19 protein-coding genes are annotated in these 24,312 nt (G+C 52.8%); 5 read left to right on the forward strand and 14 right to left on the reverse strand.

Annotated features, from left to right (window positions below):
• The first annotated feature begins 59 nt into the window (after positions 1-59).
• On the forward strand, positions 60-1,235 hold the full coding sequence (locus tag JET16_RS13680) for a helix-turn-helix domain-containing protein (protein ID WP_233531546.1): 1,176 nt from the start codon (positions 60-62) through the stop codon (positions 1,233-1,235).
• Here the strand turns inward: JET16_RS13680 and JET16_RS13685 are convergent.
• The gene (locus tag JET16_RS13685; RefSeq protein ID WP_199616693.1) at positions 1,232-2,122 is read right to left on the reverse strand and encodes a selenium metabolism-associated LysR family transcriptional regulator; all 891 of its coding nucleotides are present in this window, start codon (positions 2,120-2,122) and stop codon (positions 1,232-1,234) included. The genes JET16_RS13680 and JET16_RS13685 overlap by 4 nt on opposite strands.
• Positions 2,123-2,230: 108 nt before the next feature.
• On the opposite strand from JET16_RS13685, the gene JET16_RS13690 reads away from it, so the two are divergent.
• Both JET16_RS13690 and JET16_RS13695 read left to right on the forward strand, forming a co-directional pair.
• On the forward strand, positions 2,231-3,277 hold the full coding sequence (locus JET16_RS13690; protein WP_199616695.1) for a YeiH family protein: 1,047 nt from the start codon (positions 2,231-2,233) through the stop codon (positions 3,275-3,277).
• 305 nt (positions 3,278-3,582) lie between these two features.
• Positions 3,583-3,768, forward strand: coding sequence for a hypothetical protein (locus tag JET16_RS13695; RefSeq protein WP_199616696.1), 186 nt, complete (start codon positions 3,583-3,585; stop codon positions 3,766-3,768).
• Positions 3,769-3,828: 60 nt separating this feature from the next.
• Here JET16_RS13695 and JET16_RS13700 read toward each other — a convergent pair whose 3' ends face one another.
• Positions 3,829-4,206, reverse strand: coding sequence for a nuclear transport factor 2 family protein (locus JET16_RS13700; protein ID WP_199616845.1), 378 nt, complete (start codon positions 4,204-4,206; stop codon positions 3,829-3,831).
• 60 nt (positions 4,207-4,266) lie between these two features.
• On the reverse strand, positions 4,267-4,731 hold the full coding sequence (locus JET16_RS13705) for a DinB family protein (RefSeq protein ID WP_199616698.1): 465 nt from the start codon (positions 4,729-4,731) through the stop codon (positions 4,267-4,269).
• A gap of 190 nt (positions 4,732-4,921) precedes the next feature.
• On the opposite strand from JET16_RS13705, the gene JET16_RS13710 reads away from it, so the two are divergent.
• Positions 4,922-5,833 (forward strand): LysR family transcriptional regulator, encoded by a 912-nt coding sequence (locus JET16_RS13710; RefSeq protein ID WP_199616700.1) that lies wholly within the window; start codon positions 4,922-4,924, stop codon positions 5,831-5,833.
• A 673-nt stretch (positions 5,834-6,506) separates the two neighbouring features.
• On the opposite strand, the gene recQ is transcribed toward JET16_RS13710, so the two are convergent.
• The 6 genes from recQ to ftsE all read right to left on the reverse strand — a co-directional run bounded on the left by recQ (position 6,507) and on the right by ftsE (position 14,589).
• Positions 6,507-8,273: a DNA helicase RecQ gene (recQ, locus tag JET16_RS13715; protein ID WP_199616847.1), complete on the reverse strand. Its 1,767-nt coding sequence runs from the start codon at positions 8,271-8,273 to the stop codon at positions 6,507-6,509.
• A 486-nt stretch (positions 8,274-8,759) separates the two neighbouring features.
• Positions 8,760-10,076 (reverse strand): PDZ domain-containing protein, encoded by a 1,317-nt coding sequence (locus JET16_RS13720; protein WP_199616702.1) that lies wholly within the window; start codon positions 10,074-10,076, stop codon positions 8,760-8,762.
• Positions 10,077-10,183: 107 nt separating this feature from the next.
• The gene (locus tag JET16_RS13725; protein WP_199616704.1) at positions 10,184-11,689 is read right to left on the reverse strand and encodes a S41 family peptidase; all 1,506 of its coding nucleotides are present in this window, start codon (positions 11,687-11,689) and stop codon (positions 10,184-10,186) included.
• Between the two features lie 83 nt (positions 11,690-11,772).
• Positions 11,773-12,981, reverse strand: coding sequence for a murein hydrolase activator EnvC family protein (locus JET16_RS30835; protein WP_199616706.1), 1,209 nt, complete (start codon positions 12,979-12,981; stop codon positions 11,773-11,775).
• Between the two features lie 14 nt (positions 12,982-12,995).
• Positions 12,996-13,913: a permease-like cell division protein FtsX gene (gene ftsX / locus JET16_RS13735; RefSeq protein ID WP_199616708.1), complete on the reverse strand. Its 918-nt coding sequence runs from the start codon at positions 13,911-13,913 to the stop codon at positions 12,996-12,998.
• A complete protein-coding gene (gene ftsE / locus JET16_RS13740; RefSeq protein ID WP_199616710.1) occupies positions 13,903-14,589 on the reverse strand; it encodes a cell division ATP-binding protein FtsE in 687 nt (228 codons plus the stop codon). The genes ftsX and ftsE overlap by 11 nt, the downstream gene beginning before the upstream one ends.
• A gap of 213 nt (positions 14,590-14,802) precedes the next feature.
• On the opposite strand from ftsE, the gene JET16_RS13745 reads away from it, so the two are divergent.
• Positions 14,803-16,299 (forward strand): VanW family protein, encoded by a 1,497-nt coding sequence (locus tag JET16_RS13745; protein ID WP_233531548.1) that lies wholly within the window; start codon positions 14,803-14,805, stop codon positions 16,297-16,299.
• 98 nt (positions 16,300-16,397) lie between these two features.
• Here the strand turns inward: JET16_RS13745 and JET16_RS13750 are convergent, their stop codons facing one another.
• The 5 genes from JET16_RS13750 to JET16_RS13770 all read right to left on the reverse strand — a co-directional run bounded on the left by JET16_RS13750 (position 16,398) and on the right by JET16_RS13770 (position 24,310).
• Positions 16,398-18,590 carry a hypothetical protein gene (locus JET16_RS13750; protein WP_199616712.1) on the reverse strand — a complete coding sequence of 731 codons (2,193 nt, stop codon included), beginning with the start codon at positions 18,588-18,590 and terminating at the stop codon, positions 16,398-16,400.
• Positions 18,587-20,611 carry a glutaminase family protein gene (locus JET16_RS13755; RefSeq protein WP_199616714.1) on the reverse strand — a complete coding sequence of 675 codons (2,025 nt, stop codon included), beginning with the start codon at positions 20,609-20,611 and terminating at the stop codon, positions 18,587-18,589. Before JET16_RS13755 ends, JET16_RS13750 begins: the two co-directional genes overlap by 4 nt.
• 60 nt (positions 20,612-20,671) lie before the next feature.
• A complete protein-coding gene (locus JET16_RS13760) occupies positions 20,672-22,135 on the reverse strand; it encodes an extracellular solute-binding protein (protein WP_325176692.1) in 1,464 nt (487 codons plus the stop codon).
• Positions 22,136-22,406: 271 nt separating this feature from the next.
• Entirely contained in the window at positions 22,407-23,327 is a 921-nt protein-coding gene (locus JET16_RS13765; protein WP_199616716.1) for a carbohydrate ABC transporter permease, read from the reverse strand.
• 32 nt (positions 23,328-23,359) lie between these two features.
• The gene (locus tag JET16_RS13770; RefSeq protein ID WP_199616717.1) at positions 23,360-24,310 is read right to left on the reverse strand and encodes an ABC transporter permease; all 951 of its coding nucleotides are present in this window, start codon (positions 24,308-24,310) and stop codon (positions 23,360-23,362) included.
• Positions 24,311-24,312 lie beyond the last annotated feature (2 nt).

Raw genomic sequence — 24,312 nt, forward strand, 5'->3', positions numbered from 1 at the left:
GTAACTACGATTCCAACATAATATTTTAAATAAGGAAGCCAGACCGCGGGGGGATGCAAATGTCGGATAAGCGATTAAACTTGATGACTTTGCAGGAAGTGATGGATACGTTGGAGGTTAGCAGGTCGACGCTCGACCGGTGGCGGAAAGAGCAGCGCATGCCATTCGTCAAAATCGGAAAGGAAATCTATTTCCATAAAGAAGACCTGCAGCTTTGGCTTCGTTCCCACTCCCGGGTCAAAACTCCAACTTCATCCGAAGCAAAAGACGAACCGCTTGCCGAATCGATAACGATCGGTTATCAAAGCGGAACCGCTCACATGTGGAGCGCCTTAATCGTCAAAGAACTCCGTTTATTCGAAGAGGAGCTCGCAGCCGTCGAGCCTTCGAGGACGTTCGCGATTCGCTGGCGCAATGCCGCAAACGGCTTGGAGCTGGTCGAGGGCATGATCGCAGGGACGATCCAGCTCGCCTCTTTGGGCGATTACCCCATTGTCGTCAGTCACCAAATCGGACAAAAGCTGCCGAATTTCAAACCCGTTCTGCTCGCCTTCGATGGAAAAACGCCGCAAGGCCAAGGGATCTCGATCGTTGTGCCCAAGGGGTCCGCCATCCGGGATTCAACCGGTCTCGCCAATCAGACGGTTTCCACCGTATTAAATTCAAGTGCAGGCTCCAGGCTAACACGCTTGCTATCGCTAAAGGACAAGAAGCACATCCGCATTATTCATCAGGAAATGGATGACAGCTTGAACAGCATCATGCACCGTCATGTAGGGGCAAGCGTAATGTGGGAGCCTTATGTAAGCCTTGCCCGCCTTCAAGGTGCGGGACCCATATTGTTGGAGAACGAAGTGAGGGACGATTATTTGACCGGACTCGTGGCGCAAGACGATTGGATTCAAGCGAACGAATCGGTCGTTACGGCATACTTGAAGGCGCATCTGCGGGCCCATCGGATCGTGCGGGACCGTCCGTTGAAAGCCGCGAGAATCATTTCGCAGTCGACCGGTTTTCCGGTTGAGTTGGCTGCCCGTCTGTGCTCCCAGGTGCGTTGGGACGCCTCCGCCTATGCGCGGGACTTGAGAACGCTCGAGAATTTGGCGGATTCCGATTCTGCGGGCGCTTTACATTTTCGGGGGGAGTATTTGGAGCAAGCGGCGAAGCGGCTCAACCTTCCGTCTTTGTCCGATGAGCCGCTGCCTGGGGAATGGTCTTCAGCTTACCTCTACTAAGATTCGGCACTTATAAGGTGCAGCTTCTGAATAAACATTCCTGCCGCTTTGGTCGCTGCACTGTCTTTTCTTTGAATGATAGAAAACTCCCGATTAAGATCCGTTTCTTTAAGATTGACCTCGATCAATTCACCCCTGTCTATGTCCTTCCGCACGACCCATCTTGATAAAACCGCAATCCCCAAGCCGGCGGCAACCGCCTCTTTCACTCCCTGGCTGCTGTTAAACACATACGCCCGCTTGATATGCAAAGCGGCGCTTTGGATCAATCGATCGCTGAAGGACCGGGTCCCCGACCCGTTTTCCCGAAAAACCCACACTTGTTCATCCAGCGAATCAACCCCGGCATTTTTCATTGACGATAAAGGATGGTCAGGCGGGGCAATGACGACCATCTCGTCCTCCATGAACGGCTCCATTAGCACATCCGGATGCAAAACGCCACCCTCCACCAATCCGAAATCGAGCGCATTTTCCCGAACGGCTTGTTCGGTTTCTTCGGTATTCCCGATGGATACCCGGATGTCCACTTGGGGATATTGATTTGCAAATTCGGCGATAAGCCCCGGCAGTACATATTCCCCGATCGTAAAGCTCGCCCCGATGTTCAACGTTCCGGTTACCGTGTCACGCAAGAGATGAATTTCTTGTTTGGCATCCTCGTAAAGCGAAAGAATTTGTTTCGCCCGCTCGTATAGCACCGTCCCGGCTTCCGTAAGCTTCACTTGCTTCGGAGACCTGTGCAGCAGCCGGACACCGAGCTCGTTCTCCAAATTGCGGATGTGCAGGCTGACGCCGGGCTGGGACAGATGAAGCAGCTGCGCGGCACGCGAGAAATTGCTTTGCTCCGCCACTGTGACGAATATTTTTAACGGCTCGACAATCATGCATGCTCACCCCCAATCATTAATTTTCCTCATCGTTGGGATAACGGTTCCGTATTTCTGTTTTCATCGGCTTCGGACTATAGTGAAACCTTAGGAGGAGCTGATTGAATGGATAAATCATATGGCCTGACGTTGAGAAAGAAAAAGGGGTTCGCGACTGCCAAAGGCATTGCACTTACGGTGCTGCTTGCCGCAATGTCAAACGTTATTGGCGTCTTGCCGCCGCTCGGCGTTATCGGACCGCTTGTAATTGCGATTATATTGGGGATTGCCTGGCGAGCGTTGTTCGGCGTTCCTTCTCAAGCCTTTGACGGAGTTGCGGCGGCAAATCAGAAGATGCTTCGGCTCGGAATCGTGTTGCTGGGCATGCGTCTAAACCTCGGCGATATCGCCGCCGCCGGGCCCAAAGTACTGGCTCTGGCCGGATTGAATATCGTATTTGCCGTATTTGCCGTATATGCGCTTGCGAGGCTCTTGCGGGTTGATAAAAAGCTGGGAATGCTGACGGCATGCGGAACGGCCATATGTGGAGCCGCCGCGGTGGCCGCCATTTCGCCGCAAATCAAAGCGAACGCAAACGAGACCGCGATAAGCGCCGCAACGGTTGCCGTCCTGGGGACTCTGTTTACGATTATGTATACTTTAACATACCGGTTCCTTGGTTTCACGCCGTACGGATACGGAGTATTCTCGGGAGCCACGCTTCACGAGATCGCCCATGTGGTTGCCGCCGCCGCGCCGGGCGGGAAGGCGGCTGTCGATATCGCTGTTGTCGTGAAGCTGACGCGCGTCGCGCTGCTCGTCCCTGTTGCACTCGGCATCGAATTCTGGAGAAGACGGTCATTTCGAACGGAACATTCGGGGACGGCCGGAACGGAAAGCCGCAGCTCCATTCCGTTTCCCTGGTTTATTGTCGGGTTTCTCGCTATGAGCGCTCTTAATACCGCCGGCGTCATTACGCCGGCGGTTGCGAATCAGGTCGTCTCCGCCGCTTATTTCTTAATGGCGATCGGCATGGTCGGCCTCGGCTTGAATGTCGATATGCGAGTCTTTTTCCGCGCCGGAATGAAAGCTTTCGCCGCCGGACTCGCCGGGTCCGTTTTATTGTCCGCTTTCGGTTATGTGTTGGTTCACGGATTCGGACTCTTGGGGTGACCGGGCATCTGACAATTTTGCGGCGTCCGTCTTTTTTTCGCAAGCAGGGCGATAACTTCGTTGGCGGTGGCCATGGTGAGCTTTCCAGAAAGGGGTGATCGCCTTGGTCACGCTGACAGCCGTTCGGTCTCCGGAATAAGGGTGAGAAGAGAACCGCCGTTTGACCTGGCTGTACTTCCTTTATTCGTTATCGTTACCCGCTTAATCAACTCTCGGTCTATTCCTGGCAACAGACCGCTCTCATGCTGGCATGAATCTGCATCGAGGCGGTTTGTTTTTAGCTGCATTGAAATGGGAGAACTGCGATGCAAAGCTATAAAGACATGCTGGCTGATACCGGCATCTCCGACAGGGAGAAGGCGGCGTTGGAGAAGCAGCTGCTGCTCAGCGAATACCGTCTGCAGCACGAAATCCCGCCGTATGAGGACGCTTCGATGTGGGGCATCGTTGCCAAATCCACCTTGTGGTTCAATTGGGTGATGTCAGGATGAAAAAAAAGCAGTCGGATCGCTCCGACCGACTGCAATTCTTCCTTTATTTTTGGAAGCTCTTCACGGGTTCTCGTAGTTTTTTAACGGCATTCCTACATATTCTCGGAAGGAGCGGATCCGATCCTTCTCGAACTCGAAGACGACTGAAAGCTCATTGCGGAAAGGTCTACCGTTCAGCAATCCTTCCGCGCGAAATACTACCATCCCGTAGCTCTCATTCTCTAGCTCGATCAGCGGAGTGAGGCGCATCTGAAATACTGAGCGCTCAAACCTGATTAATTCCTCGAACCGCTCTCGGCCTTGCTGCTTCCGATTCCACCCTTCCAGCGGGAGCGGAACGAAGAAATGAAAATCATCCGTAACCTTTTTAAGGAAATCGTCTGTATGCCCTGTTTCGAAAGCACGCCTAAAAGCATCAAACGCTTCATGGTTTGTCATCATAACAAGCCTCCTAATTTCATTGTTCCAGCTCGCTTTATGCACCCGAGCGTAGGGTCTTCATTTGATGAGCTTAAGCTGGCTTGATATAACTCCAAGGTGAATCGCTTCATGAATCAATGCGAAATTAAATAATTCGCCGGCTGTATCGAATTGGAACGGACCCATTTCAAACGGCGTTTGCAGCCTCTGTTCGAGCATTTCGGGTGTCAGTTCGGAAAGGCGGGAAAGCTGTACCGCCAACATCCCGATCAATTCATCCTTGGACGGGGGCGTTGCCGTCCAAGCCGAAGGTTTCGTTCCGGAGTTGAACAATGTCTCGTATTGAGCCGGAATGGCCGATGGGGACCTGAAGCTTAGTGAAGCGTATTTATCCAACCAATAAACGATATGACCGACATTCCAGCGTACCGAATTACGAAATCCCTCAGGTTGAATGTCCATCTGTGACTCCGACACGTTCTGAAGCTGGCCGATTATAATTTGACGAAGCACTTTCCCCGTATTGATAATCGATTGTGCCATTCTTGAATCCTCCTTCTATTGGGTTTGTTCGTTTTACTTCTAAAGCTTACGTTACATACCTCAGCGCAACAATCACGAGATTCCGATGCAATTGATCGGTTTCAGTAATGGTAAATTAGAAATTGTTGGAACTCAGGTTTCTCCGTTATAATGGCGGAGGAGGATCGATAAGCGAAAGGGGAATTGAGCATTGGAGCTTCGACAGCTTGAATATTTTGCTGCAATTTGTAAGGAGATGCATTTCTCCAGGGCGGCCGAAAATCTCTGTACCACACAGTCGAATCTGAGTCAGCAGATCAAGTTTTTAGAGAACGAGCTGGGGCTCCCTTTATTCGATCGTATCGGCAAGCGAATCAGATTAACCGACGCAGGAAAAATCCTGCTCGAACAAAGTGAAAGTATCTTTAAACACGTTGACTATGCAAAAAGGGCGATATCGGATCTTAAGAGTCTGGAGGGAGGCAGGCTGGATATCGGCATTTTACCGGGAGACGGGGATTTGCTGTTTGACGCATTACTCATCGATTTCCATAAGAAGTATCCTAAGCTCACGATAAGCGTTACGGAGACCATGGATGTCTATGAACAGGTTCTTAACGGCACAAGAGATCTCGGTGTTACTACGGTACCTCTCAAGCCTGATGAACGTATTTCGATTATTCCTTTGTTTCACGAAGAGTTTGCTCTAGCCATCCGATCGGATCACCCTGTTGCGAAGTCAAAGGCGATTCCGTTCGAACAGCTTCAGCATCTAAAGATGGTCATGTTCAGTTCCGAACATCAGATCACGAAGGTCATTCAGTCGTGCTGTGGTGAGAAAGGAATTGCGATTGACAATCCGATTGTAACTTCAACTTTATCGACGCTGCTGTCCTTGGTCGAGCAAGGCATAGGAGCCTCTATTCTCCCCCGGATGCTGCTGGATTATATGAATCATGAGCATATCGCCGCCGTAAAACTGCTTAATCCCACACCCATACAAGACATCTGCATCTTATATCGTACAGACAAATTTATGGGGCAGGCGGCGAAGTTATTTATTGAAGAATTACAGTCCTTCCTTCAGAGCGTTATGAATCATACCGGTCGCTCGTTAGGTTAGTGCATCAACAAGAAATGAACATGCACCGACTTATCGCAGTGCACGTCCGGTCGGTTAATATCACTTGCTGCCTAGACATATTTCCTCAAGATTGTTTTTAGTGCGGTTTCCAATTATGTATACATATTTACCGGTACGGAGGTTGCATATATTTTCCAATTATTTGACCGATGTTTCCTTTCATTTTCATCATCTGATGGTGCCACGACAGCGGCAATGCAGCCGACACACGTATAAAAACAGATCGCTTGATGAGCAATAGATACCATTAAGCGATCTGTTTTATGATGTTGGGCTATTTCACTATCGTATCCCGTTAGTTTAACCGTTGGTGGCGATTAGATGATTTGAATTTACAGGTGCAATACGATTTGTTCGCCAACGCCATATTTAAAAGCAGCACGGATATGAGAAATTCCTTGGCGAGAGCAGCACTGATGTATGACGAAATTGCTGGGGAAAGAAAGCATTTCATCCCGTTCCCATGTAAACAATCTTTTCCTCCAAAGAAAAAGCTTACCCATCTTAGGGCAAGCCAATGAAACAACATAATTGGTGGCTTACGGTAGTTTCGACGCTCTACAACTACGCCTACCACGCAAATATGGAAGGACAGCCGCATTCCTGGACCGCAGGCGCTTCCCTATTGTAAGCCGGGAGGCTTTTAATAAACTCATCCCGGCAGCTCCCGAAGCAATTGCAGGAACTCCTCGCCGTATTTCTCCAGCTTGGATCGGCCGACACCCTTCACATTGAGCATTTCCAGTTCGGAGCGGGGCTGTGCCAGCGCCATTTCCCGAAGTGTGCTGTCGGCGAACACGACGTAAGGCGGCACGCGTTCCCGGTCGGCGATCCGCTTGCGCAGCGCGCGCAATTGCGCGAACAGCTCGTCGCCTTCATGCGATTTCCGCCGGATGCGCGGAGAGCGGCGGTACACCGTTTTCTCACCCTTCAGCACGTCAACCGCGGAAGAAAGCAGCCGAACGACCGGAAATTTGCCGTCGCTTAAACCCAGTATGCCGTCCGCCAGAAGCACTTGGAGCAAATCCAATATCTCCTTCTCGGTCTTGTGACGGAGCAGTCCGTATGTGGGCAGCCGGTCGAATTTGAAATCCTTTACTTTCTGATTCGAGCTTCCCTTAAGCACTTGAGCGACCAATGTCATGCCGAAACGTTCGTTCATTCGCTTCACGCACGAACATATCATTTGCGCCTCTGTCGTGATATCTTCCAACTCGCTGTCGTCGCTGCAGTTGCCGCATCGGCCGCACGCCGCATCGCCGGGAGCATCCGAGAAATACGACAGCAAGTACGCCCGCAAACAAAGACGCGTCTGGCAATAGTCCGCCATCCGCCGCAGACGGCGCAGCTCCATCGCCCGCCGTTCCGGCGACTCCACCGACTGCTCTATCAAATACTTCTGCGTAACGATATCCTGCGGCTGGAACAGCAGCACGCATTCCCCCGGCTCCCCGTCCCTGCCCGCGCGTCCCGCTTCTTGGTAATAGGCCTCCATGTTCTTCGGCATGTTCCAATGTATGACGTAACGCACATTCGATTTGTCGATCCCCATGCCGAACGCGTTCGTGGCGATCATCACCCGCACATCGTCTTGCAGGAACGCCTGCTGCATTCGGCTTCGCTCGCCGTCACTCAGCCCCGCGTGATACTTGCCGGCAGCCACGCCCCAACCGTTAAGCATCGTGTGAAGCCTCTCCGCTTCCTTCCTCGTCGCCGTATATATAATGCCGGATTGATCCGCATGCTGCGCTAAATAGCGTCTTATATAATCCTCCCGATTCACGCCCCGCTCGACGCTGTACGTTAGGTTCGGACGGTCGAATCCGGTAATGTGAACCGCAGGCATCCGCAAGCCGAGCAGCCGGACAATATCATGACGCACCTCTTCCGTAGCGGTGGCGGTATACGCCGCAACCCGCGGACGCGGTTGTATCCGCGAAATAAACGGTTCAAGCGCCAAATAGCTCGTACGGAAGTCATGCCCCCATTGCGACACGCAATGCGCTTCGTCGATCGCAACGAGCGATATCGGAAGCGATGGAAGCAGCGTGGCGAATTGCTCCGATTCGAGACGCTCGGGCGCCACATAGAGCAATTTCAATTCGCCGCGAGACGCTTGTTGAAGAACCAGCTGCGTTTGTTTCCACGAAAGCGAACTGTTGAGGTATGCCGCAGGCACCCCGTATTCCCGCAAAGCGTCGACTTGATCCTTCATGAGTGAAATGAGCGGCGAAACGACAATGGCAATTCCGGGAAAAAGCAGCGCCGGTAGCTGATAGCAAATCGACTTTCCACCGCCGGTAGGCATGATGCCAAGCGTGTCCTTGCCCTGCAGCACATCTTGGACGATCTCGCGCTGCCCAGGGCGAAACTCGTTGTAACCGAATATATTTTTTAACGTTTGCGCTGCTTGCTGCATGAGCTCAACAGATGACACTGAAATACCCCTTCCGGAAAAAGAAAGCTTCTATCTTAGCAGAAGCATCCCTTGTTTCACCTCGGCACAACGTGGTTCATCCGTGAACCACCGTGTTTCATTGTGAAACAAGCGCTACCGTATAACGTATCGCTTGTTTCACCTCGGCACAACGTGGTTCATCCGTGAACCACCGTGTTTCATTGTGAAACAAGCGCTACCGCATAACCGCCTTTTGTTTCACCTCGGCACAACGTGGTTCATCCGTGAACCACCGTGTTTCATTGTGAAACAAGCGCTACCGTATAGCCGCCTCTTGTTTCACCTCGGCACAACGTGGTTCATCCGTGAACCACCGTGTTTCATTGTGAAACAAGCGCTATCGTTTAACCGCCACTGGTTTCACTTCGCACGAAGCGGGTACGTCCTATTGCGGAAGCGGCCCAGGTCTAGATCCTGTTCTATATCCGGATTCTCATACGCATCCGGTCACATGCCGACCGTCGTGTCCGGCCTGGAGCCGCTCGCACCCGCACCGGCTGCTCCGGCCCCTCCCGCCCGGCGCGGGCGAAGGAACGAGAACAACCCGCCGCCGCGCGACTCCGCGTAATAAAAAGCCTCTTCATCCGGGCACAGGATGAGTCCCAGCTGGTGGTGCTCGTTAGCGAACAGCGCCCGTTGCAAAAATCTGCTGTGACCGTCGCGGTTGAGCACCTCCAGCTTCGTGAACGCCGGGTTGAGCCGCAGCGCGGCGTGCAGATCGGCCTTGCCGGACACCCGCTGGCCGTTCACTTTGTGCACGATCTCCCCTGGCTCGATGATAAGCGCCGCCGCCGGAGACCCCGGCAGCACGGCGAGTACCTTCAGTCCCCGATCGTCGTGCACGAAATAAGGGCTGCCGCGCTTCTCGTCCATGCGGCCCGCCGCATGAACGAGCTCATGCAGCCCGGCGCAGCATACGGCGGCAAGCGCAGCGACGACCGCCGAACCCGGCGCAAGAGCGGACACCGCAGCGAGCGCCGCGCAGGCGAGCCCGTACAGCGCCAGCCTCCGGCCGTTTCGGCGTGCCGCAGAAGCCGGCAGCTGCCTTGTCGTCATCGCGTTGAAGCCGATGACGACCGGGAAGGCGAGCACCGTCCACCCGCCTTCCCACAAGGAACCGCCGAGCAGCGGCTGCCAAGGCAACGACAAACCGCCGCCCGCGGCATCCAGCGGTACGAGCATCAGCATCGGCACCGGCCAAAATCCTTGCAGATGAAATCCTCCGACCATCTTGCCGCGCTTGCCTTCATAGAAGAGCGGCGTCGCCAACCGCCCGCCGCTGCGGGCCGCCAATCCCGCTTCCGCCAAATGCAGCAAAGCGACGAATGCAAGCACAGACGGCATGTGAACTTGAAGCAGCTCCTCGCGCAATAACACTAATCCTCCCGGCATCGAAACATCGGCCGCGAGATACGCAACCGCTTGCAGAATTCCGAGGACGCCCGCCGCATAAGCAAAGCATAAAAACCGCACGCGTATGACCGATAATAACAAAGCTATAATCCAAAGCATTAACAAAACGGCAGGGGATAATACGGCTCCAATGAATGCGAACACGACGGTGCTCGCCGCGCCGGCGGCCGCTCCCCAAACGACGATGCGCCACAGCTCGCTTTGCCACGAGTGCAGCCGTACCGAAAACAACCGGCGCTCCATAGCGATCTGCTTGCGAAGCTGCCAGAAGACAAACAGAATCGAAAGGTAATAAAAGGGCGACGTCCATAACGCGGCGAAAGCGCGTCCCCAATACGCCAGCATGTCCATATGTCAAAACTCCCGGATTCATAATAGTTAGATAGAAAAAGGAAGGCCGGAACCGTCCGGCCTTCCTCTTCTTATTCGACGTTGCGACTTTGCTTTCCTTCCTCGGGTTATAGCATTTTCTGGATTTGTTCCAGCGCGGCCTTCAGCTGCTTGTCGTTGGCCGGATCGAGGTACTCCCGGATCACATACTGCTCCAGCATGCCCGCCGTTTCGCCGTCGACGATGCCGCTTTCCTCCAAGCCCGCGTCCCGCTGGAACGCACGGACCGCCTTAACCGTCGAATCGTTGAAGTACCCGTCGGACCTGCCGGGCTCGAAGCCGAGACCTTTCAAAATAGCCTGCACGTTCTTTACTTCATCGCCCGCCATGTCGAACTTCAATACATGATCCTTGGGGATTGCGACCGCTTCGAACAACGAGGCTTGTTCCACTAAAATATCGGGCGCGATGCCCTGCTTGTTGATCGTGTCTCCGTCCGGGGTGAGCCATTTGGCAATCGTCAGCTTGACGCCCGTGCCGTCTTTCATCTGTACCGTCGTTTGGACCAAGCCTTTGCCGAACGTCGTTTCGCCGACCAATACGCCGCCGGCCGATTCCTTAATGGCCGCTCCCAAAATTTCCGAAGCGCTTGCCGACCCTTTATTGATCAACACGACGACCGGGTACGATTTGCCTTTCCCTTTCGATTCCGTCTTCTCCCGCTTGCCGTTCTTGTATTCCATGTGCATGATCGTCCCGCCTTTCGGCACGAACTGCTCGGCGATCGACTGCACGGAGGACACGACGCCTCCGGGGTTGTTCCGCACATCGATAATAAGAGCTTTCATGCCTTTGGACTCGAGCCGCTTCAGCTCTTCGGCAAACCGGTCGGACGTATTCACGGCAAATTGGTTGATGTCGATCTTGCCGATGGAATGCTCGAGCATCTCCGCATATACGGTCTCCAACTTGATATCGTCCCGAACGACGATGATGTCGATCGGCTCCGGCGAGCCCTTGCGAAGCACGCGGAGCTTCGCTTGCGTGCCTTTCGGCCCGCGAATTTTATCGACAGCGTCGTGCAAATCCAGCCCCTCAAGAGACTCGCCGTTGACGGACAGAATAATATCTCCGGGCAGAATGCCCGCCCGCTCCGCGGGGGTGTTCTTCTGCGGCGCGACAACTACGATGTTGCCGTCCTGAACGGTGACGTCCGCCCCTATGCCGGTGAACGAAGAATTGATATGCTCGGAGAACGCCTCGATTTCCTCTTTATCCAGGTACTCGGAGTACGGATCGCCCAAAGCGGCGACCAGCCCGTCCAACGCGCCGTCGGCCAACGCCTCCCGGTCGACGTTGTCGATAAAGCGGCTGTTGATCAGCTCGAATACCGTCGATATTTTCGACAGCTCCTTCTCGGTCATTCCGGAGGAACCCGAACCGCCCGATTCACCCGGCAGTTCCGATCGGCCGGATTGTTCTGCGGAACCGCCTCCCAATATCGACGCGGCTTCCCTTACATCCCGGGTAAGAGTCCGGGTGTCGAGCGAACCTGTAACCGTAAGCGTCAAAATGCTGCCGGCAAATAACGCCAGCAGCACAAACGCAACAACCGTACGGCCTTTAAACACCATGCGCACCCACCACCTTATTTATCTCGCCGGCGAATCCGTTCAATACTAAATAAGCATATGCAAGGCCTGTACATCTTATGAAATTATTTTCTCAAATACGGTAACGGGTCAACCGACTCGTTGTTCACATATACTCCGAAATGAAGGTGGTTGCCGGTGGAATTGCCGGTTGAGCCGACTTCGGCGATTTTTTCGCCGCGCGAGACTTCATCTCCGACCTTCACTTTGATGCCGCCGGACCGGATGTGCGCGTACAGCGTGCGGAACCCTTCTTTATGCTCGATGATGACGCAATTTCCGTATCCGCCGTACCACTGCGCCAGAATGACGGTTCCGGATTCCGCGGCCACGATCTTCGTTCCGTTCGGCGCGCCGATGTCCACACCGGAATGCGTATGCTTTTTCCTCGTAATCGGGTGAACCCTCGTTCCCCAAGGGGATGTGATAAGATCGCTGGAAGGAACCGGCCACTCCAGCTTTCCGCCCTTATATTTCGCGGTTTTCTTTTTCTTGTTTTTATTCTTTATCTCTTGCTGCTTCTTGATGAGCGTGCTCTGTTTATCCGCCAAAAGCAGCAGTTGTTTCTCTTGCTCTGCGGTCAACTCTTCCAGATCTTCTTCTTTCGTTTCAAGCGACGCTATGGCGACTTCGCGGTTTTCCCGCTTCCGCTCCAGCGTCTTCTTAAGGTCCGCCGTCTGCGCCAGCAGCTGGCTGACGTAGTCGAGCTGTGCGGTGATGTCCTGTTTCTTCCGCTCCACCGTCTGCTTGTCCATAATATTTAAAGCCAAAATTTCCTTATCCTGCTCGACGATCGATTGGATCGCATTCAACCGGTCTAAGAAGTCTACGAAACTGGTGGAACTTAGCAGCACATCAAGATAGTTCACGAAACCGTTCATATACAGCAGCTGAAGCCGCGACTTTAGCAGCGCATCCCGGCTCTCGACGCGCTGCTGCGCTTCCTCGAGCTCCTTCGTCGTGTGGACGAGATTCGTCTCCACATCGTTCACTTGCTTATTCAGCCGGGACAGCTTCGCGCTCGTCGAGTCGATCTCTTTCTGCAGCTGCGACAATTGGGAAGAATATTGTTCCTTCTGTTCTTTTATTCTCTTAATCTCTTGTTTCGCCGCATTTTCCAATTCTTCGGCCTTCTTCATCTCGCGCTTGACTCTGTTCAATTCTTGGGTGATTTTCTCCAGCTCCGAGGCGGCCAATACTTCCGTTCCGGGGATCGCGATCGACGAAAAAGCCACCGACACCGCCACCGTTAACGGCAATAGGAACCGTTTCACTTGGGCAAGCCTCCCTACACTTTCAAAAATTTACGGACGGACAGCATGCTGCCCCAAACACCGATGACAAAACCGATTCCGATCAAGAGACCCGCCAGTACCGACGCCACTTCGGACAGCGGCAGCAGCGCGATTTGCAGCAGGCCGAGCTCCATCTTCGTCAAAGAAATAAGTTGATAGTAGCAGATAAATAGTATCGCTACCGGAATGACGGAACCGATTATACCGAGCAGGGCGCCTTCGATGAAAAACGGCCATCTGATAAACCCGTTCGTCGCGCCGACCAGCTTCATGATGGCGATCTCGCGGCGTCTGGCGACTATGGTGATCTTAATCGTGTTCGCGATCAGGAACATCGACATCAACGCCAGGCCGCCTACAAGAATCAAACCGACGTTGCGCACGATATCCGTCACTTTAAACAGCGTCCTTACCGTATCCGCGCCGTAATTCACTTCCATTATCGGCGGCGGATCCCGGCCTTCGTTAAGCGCCAAGATGCTGTTCGCCACGGCGTCGATCGTTCTCGGTTCGTAAACCTCCACGGTGAACGAGTCCGGCAGCGGATTGTTGTCGCCTTCCTGGCCTTCAAGCAATTCTTTGCCTTCCTCGCCCAACCGATCCTTGAGAAACTCGAGTCCCTCTTCTTTCGAGACGAATTCGGACCGCTTTACTCCATCAATGCTGTTAATCTCGTTTTGCAGCTTGGGCACATCCGAACGCTGAAAGTTTGTATCCAGATAAACCCGGATCTCCACTTCGTCCTCGATGTCCTCCGTCATCTTGTTCACATTCATCGCCACGACCATAAACACGCCCAAGATGAACAAGGAGATCGAGATGGCGCTGATCGAGGCGAAAGACATCCATCCGTTGCGCCAAATACTGCGGAACCCTTCGCGGAAATGACGGCCGATCGTACTAATCCTCATAGCCGTAATCCCCTCTAATCTGGTCGCGGACGATTAGACCGTTCTCGATGGCGATTACCCTTTTGCGCATGTTGTTCACGATGTCTTTATTATGGGTCGCCATTACAATGGTCGCTCCTCGGAAATTGATTTCCTCCAGCAGCCGCATGATGCCCCAGGACGTGTCCGGGTCGAGGTTTCCCGTCGGTTCGTCGGCGACGATGACGGCCGGATTGTTGACGATCGCGCGGGCGATCGCCACCCGCTGCTGCTCGCCCCCGGACAGCTGCGCCGGATAGGCGTTGCCCTTGTCTTTCAACCGGACAAGCTCCAGCACTTCTTGCGTGCGTTTCTTGATGATTCTCGCCGGCGCTTCGATCACTTCCATGGCGAAGGCGATATTTTCATACGCGGTCATCTGCGGCAGCAGCTTGAAATCTTGGAAAATAACGCCGATATTGCGCCGCACGAACGGAATTTTCCGCTGCTTCAGCTTCTCAAGGTTAAAGCCGTTTACAAAGATCGAGCCTTTGGTCGGTCTTTCTTCCCTGTAAATCAGTTTCATGAAAGTGGATTTCCCCGCTCCCGAAGGGCCGACGACATAAACGAACTCGTTATTTTCAATACGGACGGAAACGCCGCGCAGCGCTTGACCGCCGTTCGGATACGTCTTCCATACGTCGTGCATATCGATCAAAACAATCACTCCTGTTTGCTCATGAGAACCATTTCGACAAAAGACGCGAAAATCCTCCAGTTAATTACGCTTTTCAACAACATGTAACATTCTAGCATCATTTTTTAGTCGAAAGGCCGATTATGGCCAAAAGTTGCGAAGTAAAATTTGGCATTTGCTACATATACATGTGTAAAAGTGATTTTGCAAAAATCGCAGCAAAGAGGTGCGCCGATGAAAACATGGTCTTTGCGGGCAATCGTTTTTTTATTGCTTTTGGGAATGTCGTCCGTTGCGGCGGTCGCGATATGGGGTTCATCCGGCAAACTGCCCGGCGGAATGTCGGTTTCCGGTTGGGACATCGGCGGATTGACCGTTTCGGAGTTCGATGCGGGTTTGAAGGAAAAGGTTCGAGCGTTGGCCGCAGCGAAGGTGACGCTTCGCCTTGCGTCGCCCGGGCGGGCTGCCGAGGAGCGAACGGCCTCGCTCGGCGAGCTGGGATTGCAGCTCAATGCGGACGCTTTGCGGACGGAAATCGCTTCGATGAGCGAGGGAAGCTTATGGGAGAAGGCGGTTCGCCGGTGGGAATGGCGCGGCAGGGAGCTGACGCTGCGAGTCGGGTTGAACAAGCGCGTCTTCGAAGAGAAGGTGCAGTCGATGTGGCCGGAGATATATTCGGTACAGCCGGTCGATGCCCGGCGCGAGATCACGGCTTACGATACAGTCAAATATGTGCCCGGACGGACCGCGACGCGCATTGAGACGGATGCGCTCCGCCAAGAGGTTGCTTATGCGCTGGAAGGCGCCGCCTCCGGTTCGGTTCTCGTGCCCGGCGGCGCCGACCCGGAATCGTTCGTCGCCCGCAGGCTGTTTAGCTCGGCGGTACAGCCGATTGCCGTGGATATGCCATTGTTCGAATTGGAACCGGAGGTGACGGTCGAATCGCTGCGCGCGGAGGGCGTCGAACGGTTGATCGCAAAGTTCAGCACCTCCTTCGCCGCGAGCGCCGAAGGCCGCAAACACAACGTGCGGTCCACCGCGGCCGTCGTCAACGACACTTTGCTGCCTCCCGGCGGCGTATTCGATTACGGCAAAGTGATTGCCGAGACGAAGAAACGGTTCGGTTTCCGGGAAGCGCCCGTCATATTCAACGGCAAGCTTGTTCCCGGCATAGGCGGCGGCATTTGCCAGGTGTCGACGACGCTGTATAACGCCGTGCTTCGCGCCGGGCTGGAAATCGTGGAGAGGCGCAACCACTCGCTGCCGATCGGGTACGCTCCGATGGGGCAGGATGCGACGTTCTCGAGCGGGTACATCAATTTCAAGTGGCGCAATTCTACCGGCAAGCATCTTCTCATTCGTACGGAATCCGAGGGCGGTGTTCTGACCGTAAAGCTGTTCGGTTCGACGCCGAAGAACGTCTCGTACGAAATCAAGTCGGTAACGGTGAAGACGATCGAGCCGCCCGTCAAATACGTGAAGAATCCTTCGCTCGCGAAAGGAACGGTGAAGCTGCTGCAGCAAGGCAAACCGGGGTATGTCGTCGAGACGTACCGTTATAAGAAGGTAGACGGGAAAGTCGTCGGCAGGGAAAAGTTATCCCGCGACACGTACAAAGCGCAGCCGACGCTGTACGCCTCTAACGCCGGCGGCGCCGCACCCGGTCCGGGCAGCAGCGGTAGCGGCAGCGGGATCGTCGAGGACGGCGTGATGGGTCCGGTGTTCGATTGAGCGGGGTAGGCTGTTGCTCGTACGAAATGCAAAAACGCCGCTCAATCCGCAAACAGCGGATCGAACGGCGTGTGCTTCTCGCTTTTTTAATAACTACATCACCACTCCAAAACCACTTCAACTCCTTCGGGGGTTCCCGGGTACCGGACCAGCAACGTTCCTGACTCCGGATCGCGGCTTACTACTGCCTCCTGGCCTCCGGCCGTAACCATATGCGGTTCGACTGCGACGCGAATCCGCGTGCTGACGGTCATTTCGGAAGGCGATTCCGAGACGAAGAAGTAGCGGTCCGCTTCCCGCTTCTCTTCGCGAATCCGTGAGGAGCTGACGAGAACCGAAGGAACGCTGCCGGCTATCTTCTTCGCATAACTCAGGTCATAAAGCAGGCTGTCGTCCCCCGGCTCCAGCTCCACCGAACGCTTCACAGGAAGATCGGCTTCGAACAAATCGACGAATTCCCCGCGCAGCGCAACCGGCTCCCGGTTCTCCGTCTCGTCAAGCACATGGGTGATCAAGTAGGGTCCGCGCTTGATCTGAAGAAGTCCGCTCTCTTTGTAGGCGTCCGCTTCTCCGCGGATTTCGAGCGCCCGGCGGACGCTGTCGCGCACCTGCTTATCGCCCGCAATGGAACGGGACAACGCAGCCGGATTCTCTCGGAAAAACAGCACGCTTCCTTCACCGACCGCATGTTCCCCCTCCTCCGGATTGCGCCCGAGCCCCATCGATTCGAAGAGGTGCTCCTCGGGCCGCTCGTACACCCTTCCCCCGGCGGAGTTCCACCACTCGCGAACGGAATGAAACGGATCCGCGCCGTCCCCGAAATAGATCAGCACGCCTCCTTCCCTCACCCATTGGCCGATGGCCTGGTGAATGCCGGGATGCTCCGGCTTCATAAATTCATAGCTGAGCAGCAGCACCCGATAACCTTCCAAATAACCCGGGAACGTCAGGATATTATCCAGCTGCACCGGGCGGAGAGGGATGCCGCTTTTCACGAGAGGCAGCGCCAAACCGTAAAAAGCCGACCAATCGAGCAGCTCCCGCTGCTCCGAAGTCAACATATCGGTGGCCGTCGTACCGTCGTATTTGAACGCAGCGCCTTCGCCAGCCTGTTGACACGCATCCGGAATGACGTCGCCTCTCTGATACATCGCCGAGTTGGCCAGACAAAGGCCGATCCCCGTTGTATACGTCCCGCCGTCCTCTTCATCATAATTGTGCATATCGCGCAGCACGTTCATCACGGTCAGCAGCACGGTGGCGTAATCGCCCGGGATCGTCTCCTTCCCTAATGCGTCCTCCTTCGGATAGCTCCCTTCGAATACCCGGCGCGGCCACGGACAAACCTCGTACTGCTCGACGCCGGGATGCAGCAAGGAAGCGACGACGGTCGACTTGTAATTTTTCCGGTAATCGCTCCAGGTGTAGCGGGGATTATCCTCGATCGGATCGTGCAGAAACCACATTTCCCGCCCCGTGCCGCGCGTCAGCTCCTGCATAATCCCGTATTCCAGATAAGCGGTCTCGAACGTCCGCTCGCGGCCAACGCCTTTATAGACGTTAGGGGTGCGCGCCGTCCCCGTCCATATTTGGGCGATAAAGCCGTCGCACGCCGGCATGGAGACGAGTAGCGCCTCGGGGCTGACGATTCGCCACTGCGTATAGTTAATGAGACTGTGCGTCGGAACGTAGAATCGCACCGTTCTGCCGTAGGTAACGAGCGAATATTCTTTCATTTGGCTGCAAAGCCGGTCCAGAGCCCGATAATACATCGCCGCCTTCAGCTTGGATGCCCGGTATTGGGCGTCGGGCGAAGCGTGCGGAGGAATCCATTCCTCGCCGTAATAATTAAGCCATTCCCGCTTGAACGCCTCCGCATATCCCGCCGACGCCCAAAACTCCGGCTCCTCCAGATGGATCGCTTCCACGCCGCAATCGATCGCCCGCTTGATATACGTCGCCAAATATTCGGTGAACGAAATCGTCGGCACCATATACGGCACGTCTTTCCCGTGAAGCAAATGCTTGCCCTTCCGGTCGGTCTGAGCTTCGTCCCAATGATCGCGACCGTCGAACCGGCCATACAAATAATCCTGATATTGCCCCCATGACACGCCCGTCATCAGATGGATCGTATATCCCGCCTTCTTCCAACCCTCGATCCTTTCCGGCAAATCGTTCGAAATACCGTATACCATGACGAAATCCGTCCGCAAATCGTACTTCGGCCCATATGGGCGCGACTCTTGAAAACCGGTCCATTCCGCTCCTTTTTTTGCGATCCGGCTCATTGCTCGAAGCCCCCTTCGGCGAAATGATCCAACAATCGGATGAAAATGCCACCGACAACCGACCGGTTCTGAAAGCCCACCTGCTTGGCGGTAACCGTGTCATACCAATCCGTGAAAGGGACCCTGCTCTCGGTTTCGTTCAAGAAATCCCACAAAGGAGCGATCAATCTTTCAAAATGTTCCTTCGACCTCGCCATAGAGGCGCACCAAACGAGCCAATCCGATTTCGTATACGTTTTTCTGCTGTCCAGAGGCGTCCCATACTTGTTTTGCTTCAATATATAATAAGGAATTTCTGTCTCGACAATCTGCTCGGGGAACAACTGTAATCCGAATAAGCGGTCCCAAACCAAGTTATACTTTTGGCTCCAAGTTTCTGCCGGCCCGTCGAACGTAAGCTTGTAATGATCGCCGGCATCGGCCATGTCCGCCCATTTCGAGGCCATCTCTTTCGCTGCGCGAACGAACTTGTCGCCTTCCGGTTTGCCCAGCTTACGGCACATCATGGAATAAGCGCCGATGCCGAGGATCGCTTTTATGGACAGATTGGCGTTATGCGCCAGATGACCGGCAAAATCATCCGTGCACAGCTGGTTTTCCGGATCAAGCCCGTTTTCGAGCAAATAGTTCGCCCACCGTGTCAAATGGTCCCAATGCTCTGTAGCAAAGTTCGTATCATTTCCATAGAGACAAACGGCCGCAGCCATGATCAGCATGTTGCCGCATTCCTCGATCGGCATCTGGTATTCGAGTTTATTTTCGCCGTAAACCTGCCCGTTGGCTTTCGGGTAACATCCCACGTCGTGAGGAGCGAAGTCGAACTTCCAGTCCCCGCTGCCTGCGTACTTGAATATCGGCCGCATCATGCCTTTGACAAGCTCCGGATTATAGCGCAAATATAGCGGAATCGACGGATAGCTGACATCAACCGTGCCGATGCAGCCGTTGCTGAAGTTTTCTTTCGAGAAAAACAGGATTTCCCCGTTTTCGTCCGTAACCAGCTTATGGGCTGCGATCGACTGCCGGTAAGCAAGCGCCAATAAATCCTTATACTTCTCCCCGCCTGCCCGTTCGCCTTCAACGATGAGCTGAACATCGAACCGTTCACATTTTCGCCGGATTTCTTCATATTGTGCCTCGGCTGACGAAAGCATCTCCTCGAACGTCGTCCCGTTCCTTCTCCAATACGCATCTAGAGGGTTTCCAAAATATTCGATGGAATGGATGTCGTCGTATGCCAAGATCGCATAATGCGAAGAAGGATTTTCGTCCACCTTCCCGAAATCAATTGCCGCAGCCATGACCGGGGTATTCTCGGCAGCCGGCCTCGGCTGATGTTCATCGTCGTAGGGCGGCAGCACCCCGGTTTCCAAGAACTGATTTCTCACGCCGTAAGAATGAATAACCGTCTGAAGTCCCCTTGTTTGCGGCACGGCCACATAACAATACCCCCAATCTATTCGGGTATCGTCTCCGGCACGCCCCAACACCGGCTGTTCCAATGTGCCCATGCGCATTGCCGTCAAACGGCTACCTATCGTTTCACGCGACCAAACCACCTGCTGATCCGGCGTGTTCACGCACCAGTCCGCAGTCACATCGAAATAGATTTTTACATTGTGCGGCTTCCCGTCAATCGAACGCACCCGGAAGGTGATATAGGAAACGGGTCTCGACAAAATGTCCAAATCATCCGGAAGGAGCGGCGTCATAAAGTCGACTTCAAGCTCGATCCCGCCTCTTTCAAATTTGTACTTGGTGATCAAAGGATCGACTTGCAAGGCCGTTTGCTCCATTGCGGCCGGCTCCTGCTCCAACCCGGCGGCGGAACCGAAAAGCTCCGTTTTGCCCATAAATCTTGCGGGCTTGCCGTCGATCCGAATCAGGCCGGCCATACTGTTGCGCTTGTTTGTCCAATGCACCGTATGATCGTCATAAAGCCGGTCCGCAGCCGACCACACGCTGAAATAGGGATCCGCCGTAACGAGCGGTACCGACGGGGGACGAAAGGTTGGCTTCACTTGAATACACCTCCTGAACGAAGGGAGAGCGCAGCCGCTCCCCCCTCTGTTGAAATGTTCCTAAAAACCTATATCATCTCTTTCTGCAGCTTTTTGGGCCACAAATTCCGCCATTTCTTCCACGCCGGCAGCCTTGAATTTCTCTTGGACATTATGAAGCATTTGTAGAGCTTCTTCATCCGACGCCGCAAAAAATGCTTTCTTAAATTCCTCATCGAAATTCAAGCTGCTGGTTGCATTTCTAAATTCCTCGTATTTCGGCCACTCTCTTGCAAGGTAGCTGGCACTAACCTTGTCAATAATTTTGATAGGCATCTTTGCCGAGAAGCTTTCGTTCAGCTTATCCCACTCCGTCTTTTGATCTTCGGGCATTGGCCAAGTGACTTTGTCGGAGAATGCACCAATGAACCTGCCTGGAAGGAAATTGAGCCCTGCGTCTCTTTTCAGATCCGGATTTTCATCGAATTGTTTTTTCACGTCAGGAATCCATTGAGGTACCCCGTTTTCCATGGTGTAGTGCGTCCCTTCGATCCCGAAATACGCAAGCAATCGGCCTTCCTCGCTGTTGACGTAATCAATGTACCGCAATGCCGCATCGGGATTTTTTATGTTAGCGCTTAAGAATAGGACAGGGAAACCGGAACGTCCGGGTTTTTCCACTTGCGTTCTAATTTCTCCGCTCTTATTCTTCATCGGCCCCAATAATTCATATTGCATTTCCGGATTCGTCTTATAAAGCGTTTTTTGTAAATCACCTAACATAGGTTGGGCTCCGAATACGGCGAGCTTGCCCGTAGTAAGCTTTTCATTCGCTGTTGTACTCGTATTGCTGAAGGCTTCAAGATCAAACAAACCTTCCGATAATAGCTTTCTCATGTATAACAACCTGGCTTCATGGTCCTTGGATTGCGTCCAGTGGATCAGCTTTCCGTCTACCTCACGGAAGTCCGAAATATTGTAATCCGTCCACCCGGCAAGGAATTGGCCGTAATCCCATCCATTCCACATTGTTCCGGCCGGTATGACCGGCTTCCCGCCAATATCCTTGAAACCGCCGTCTCTAATCTTTACCAATAGATCATACAGCTCATCATGAGTATCAATATCCTCTGCTTTTACATTTAAAGCTTTCAGGATATCTCCCCTCGCATAGAGGCCGTAATTCCAATTATGGATGCTCTCAATGGTTCCGTCTGGGGTCTCCGTAGGAATGAGATAAGATTTGCCTTCAAAATCGGGACTATTGAGATCAAACTCGGCAAAATCCTTCGCAATCCCGGTAGTCACGAGTCTTTTAATATTCGGGTATTTATCGAGATAAGGGGTTAAATCCAGAAGCTGTCCTTCCATAGCCGCCTTCTTGATGACTTGTCCTTCCCCTCCTGTAGTAGACCAGAAGGGTGCGTTAACGATATCCGGAACCGTACCGGAAGCAAAGATGGTGTTCAGTTTTTCTACTTCGCTTGTTGTGATGGATTCCAGTTTTAACGTTACCCCGGTTTTTTCCCTAATTTTTTCGGCCACGGGATTATTCTCCTGGTCCTGCGGGAAACCGGCCCCGCCGCCGTTCCAAGCACTAAGAAAAGACACCGTTACCTGCTCAGGTTGATCCGAACCCGTTTCGCTTGGCTCCGTGTTGTTGCTCTCGCTCCCGCCCGACCCGTTGCATGCGGCTAAGGCTAGCAGCGGTATGGCAAGAGTCGTGCAAAGAAACCTTTTCATCTTGTTCTTGCTCATTCTAGAAACCCCTTTCAAGTTCATTTTTTTATACAAAAGGCTTAGCCTTTTATACCAACTACTCCTTAAGAGAACCTACCAATACGCCTTTTACAAAATATTTCTGAAGAAACGGATACACACAGATGATCGGGGTCGTAATAATAATGACGAAAGTCATCCTCAAGGCTTCCGGAGTCACTCCTCGCAGCTCCATCTGAGTCTCGGTCATGTTTTGAATAGCAGATCCGCTATTTCCCGACGACGACGTCATCGACTGGAAAGACGCTTCGCTGATCATCTTGTTAAGGAACGTAGCTGCAGGCTGGAGCTGCTCATTCTGTATGAAAAACTGCCCGGTAAACCAGTCGTTCCAAACTCCGACTCCGACAAACAAGGCAATGGTGGCAAGCACCGGCATCGAAAGAGGCAGCATGATTCTTGCAAATACCGACAACTCGCTTGCTCCGTCTATTCGGGCCGATTCCGATAGAGCTTCGGGGATCCCGTCGAAGAAGGTTTTCATGATAATCGCATTGAAAAAGTTGTAAAGCGACGGCAATACCAGCACCCAAAAAGTATCCAGGATATGCAATTGCCTGAACAAGATAAAGGTAGGAATAAGTCCCCCGCTAAACAAAGTGGTAAAGAAAAAGAAGAAGACGATATACTTCCTTCCGGGCAAACCTTTCCGTGAAAGCGCATAAGCTAATAAAGCCGTCAAAATTACGGAAAGTACCGTTACCACAAAGGTTCGGGAAATGGATATAAAAAACGAGTTTAGGATCAACGGGTGGGTAAATGCCTTAGCATAGTTTTCTAATGTGAATACTCTCGGAAAAAGATAGATACCGCCCTTCATAGCGTCATAGCCGTCATTGAAAGAAAGGGCTAGAAAATAGATAAAGGGATATAGTGCCGTAACGCAGAATAAAAGCAGCACCGAATAGTTAAGCGTCATATACATTTTATCTGCCGCCGACAGCCTTCTCGCTCCCATACGCGCACCTCCTCATGTTCATCGCTTGTCTTTTACCATAGCGATACGTCACTCACACGTTTGGATATATTGTTTACAGCAACAATGAGAAGCAGCGAGATCGCGGACTTAAATAAACCGATTGCCGTGGAATATGCAAGTTGCCCCTGCTGGAGGCCTGTTTTCAAAACATAAGTGTCCAATATTTCCGAGACGCTTAATGTTGACGGGGACTGCATCAGCCAGATTTGGTCAAAACCCGCGTTCAGTATTCCGCTGAGGGAGAATATAAGCAATATGCCTATCGTTGGAGTAAGGCATGGAAGCGTGATCTTAAATAGTTTGCTCCATCGGCCTGCTCCGTCGATTTCCGCGGCTTCATATAAGTGCGGATCGATATTGGTCAACGCGGCTAAATAAATGATCGATCCCCAGCCCACACCTTTCCAGATATCGGATATAACTACCAACGGATAAAATAATGACGGCATACCCATAAAGAATATAGGCTCCAGCCCCATTTGGTAACGAATGTCGTTGACAAGCCCTACGTTAGGGGAAAGAATTTTTTGAAGCAACGTAACGACAACGACCCATGATACAAAGTGGGGAAGATAGGAAATGGTCTGAAACACTTTTTTTATTCTTTCGTGTAATACGCCATTCAGCATTAACGCCAAGATCAGCGGAGCCGGAAATCCGAAAATAAGTTTAAGGGCGCTAATGGACAGCGTATTGCGGAGTACATCATAAAAACTGGAATCGTTTAAAAACTGCTCGAAATATTTAAATCCTGCCCACGGACTCCCCAAAATCCCCAGATTATATTTGAAATCTTTGAACGCTATCAAAATGCCGTACATCGGATAGTAAGCAAAAATCAGAAACCATAGGATAGCTGGGAGCAAAAATAAATATATATGCCTGAAATACCATATTTTTGATAATTTTTTGTTCTTTTTCAATTGATCAAATCTAGGTATAACAGCTCCTTTTGCAATCATTT

The sequence above is a fragment of the Paenibacillus alkalitolerans genome, from assembly GCF_016482785.1.
GTDB lineage: Bacteria > Bacillota > Bacilli > Paenibacillales > YIM-B00363 > Paenibacillus_AE > Paenibacillus_AE alkalitolerans.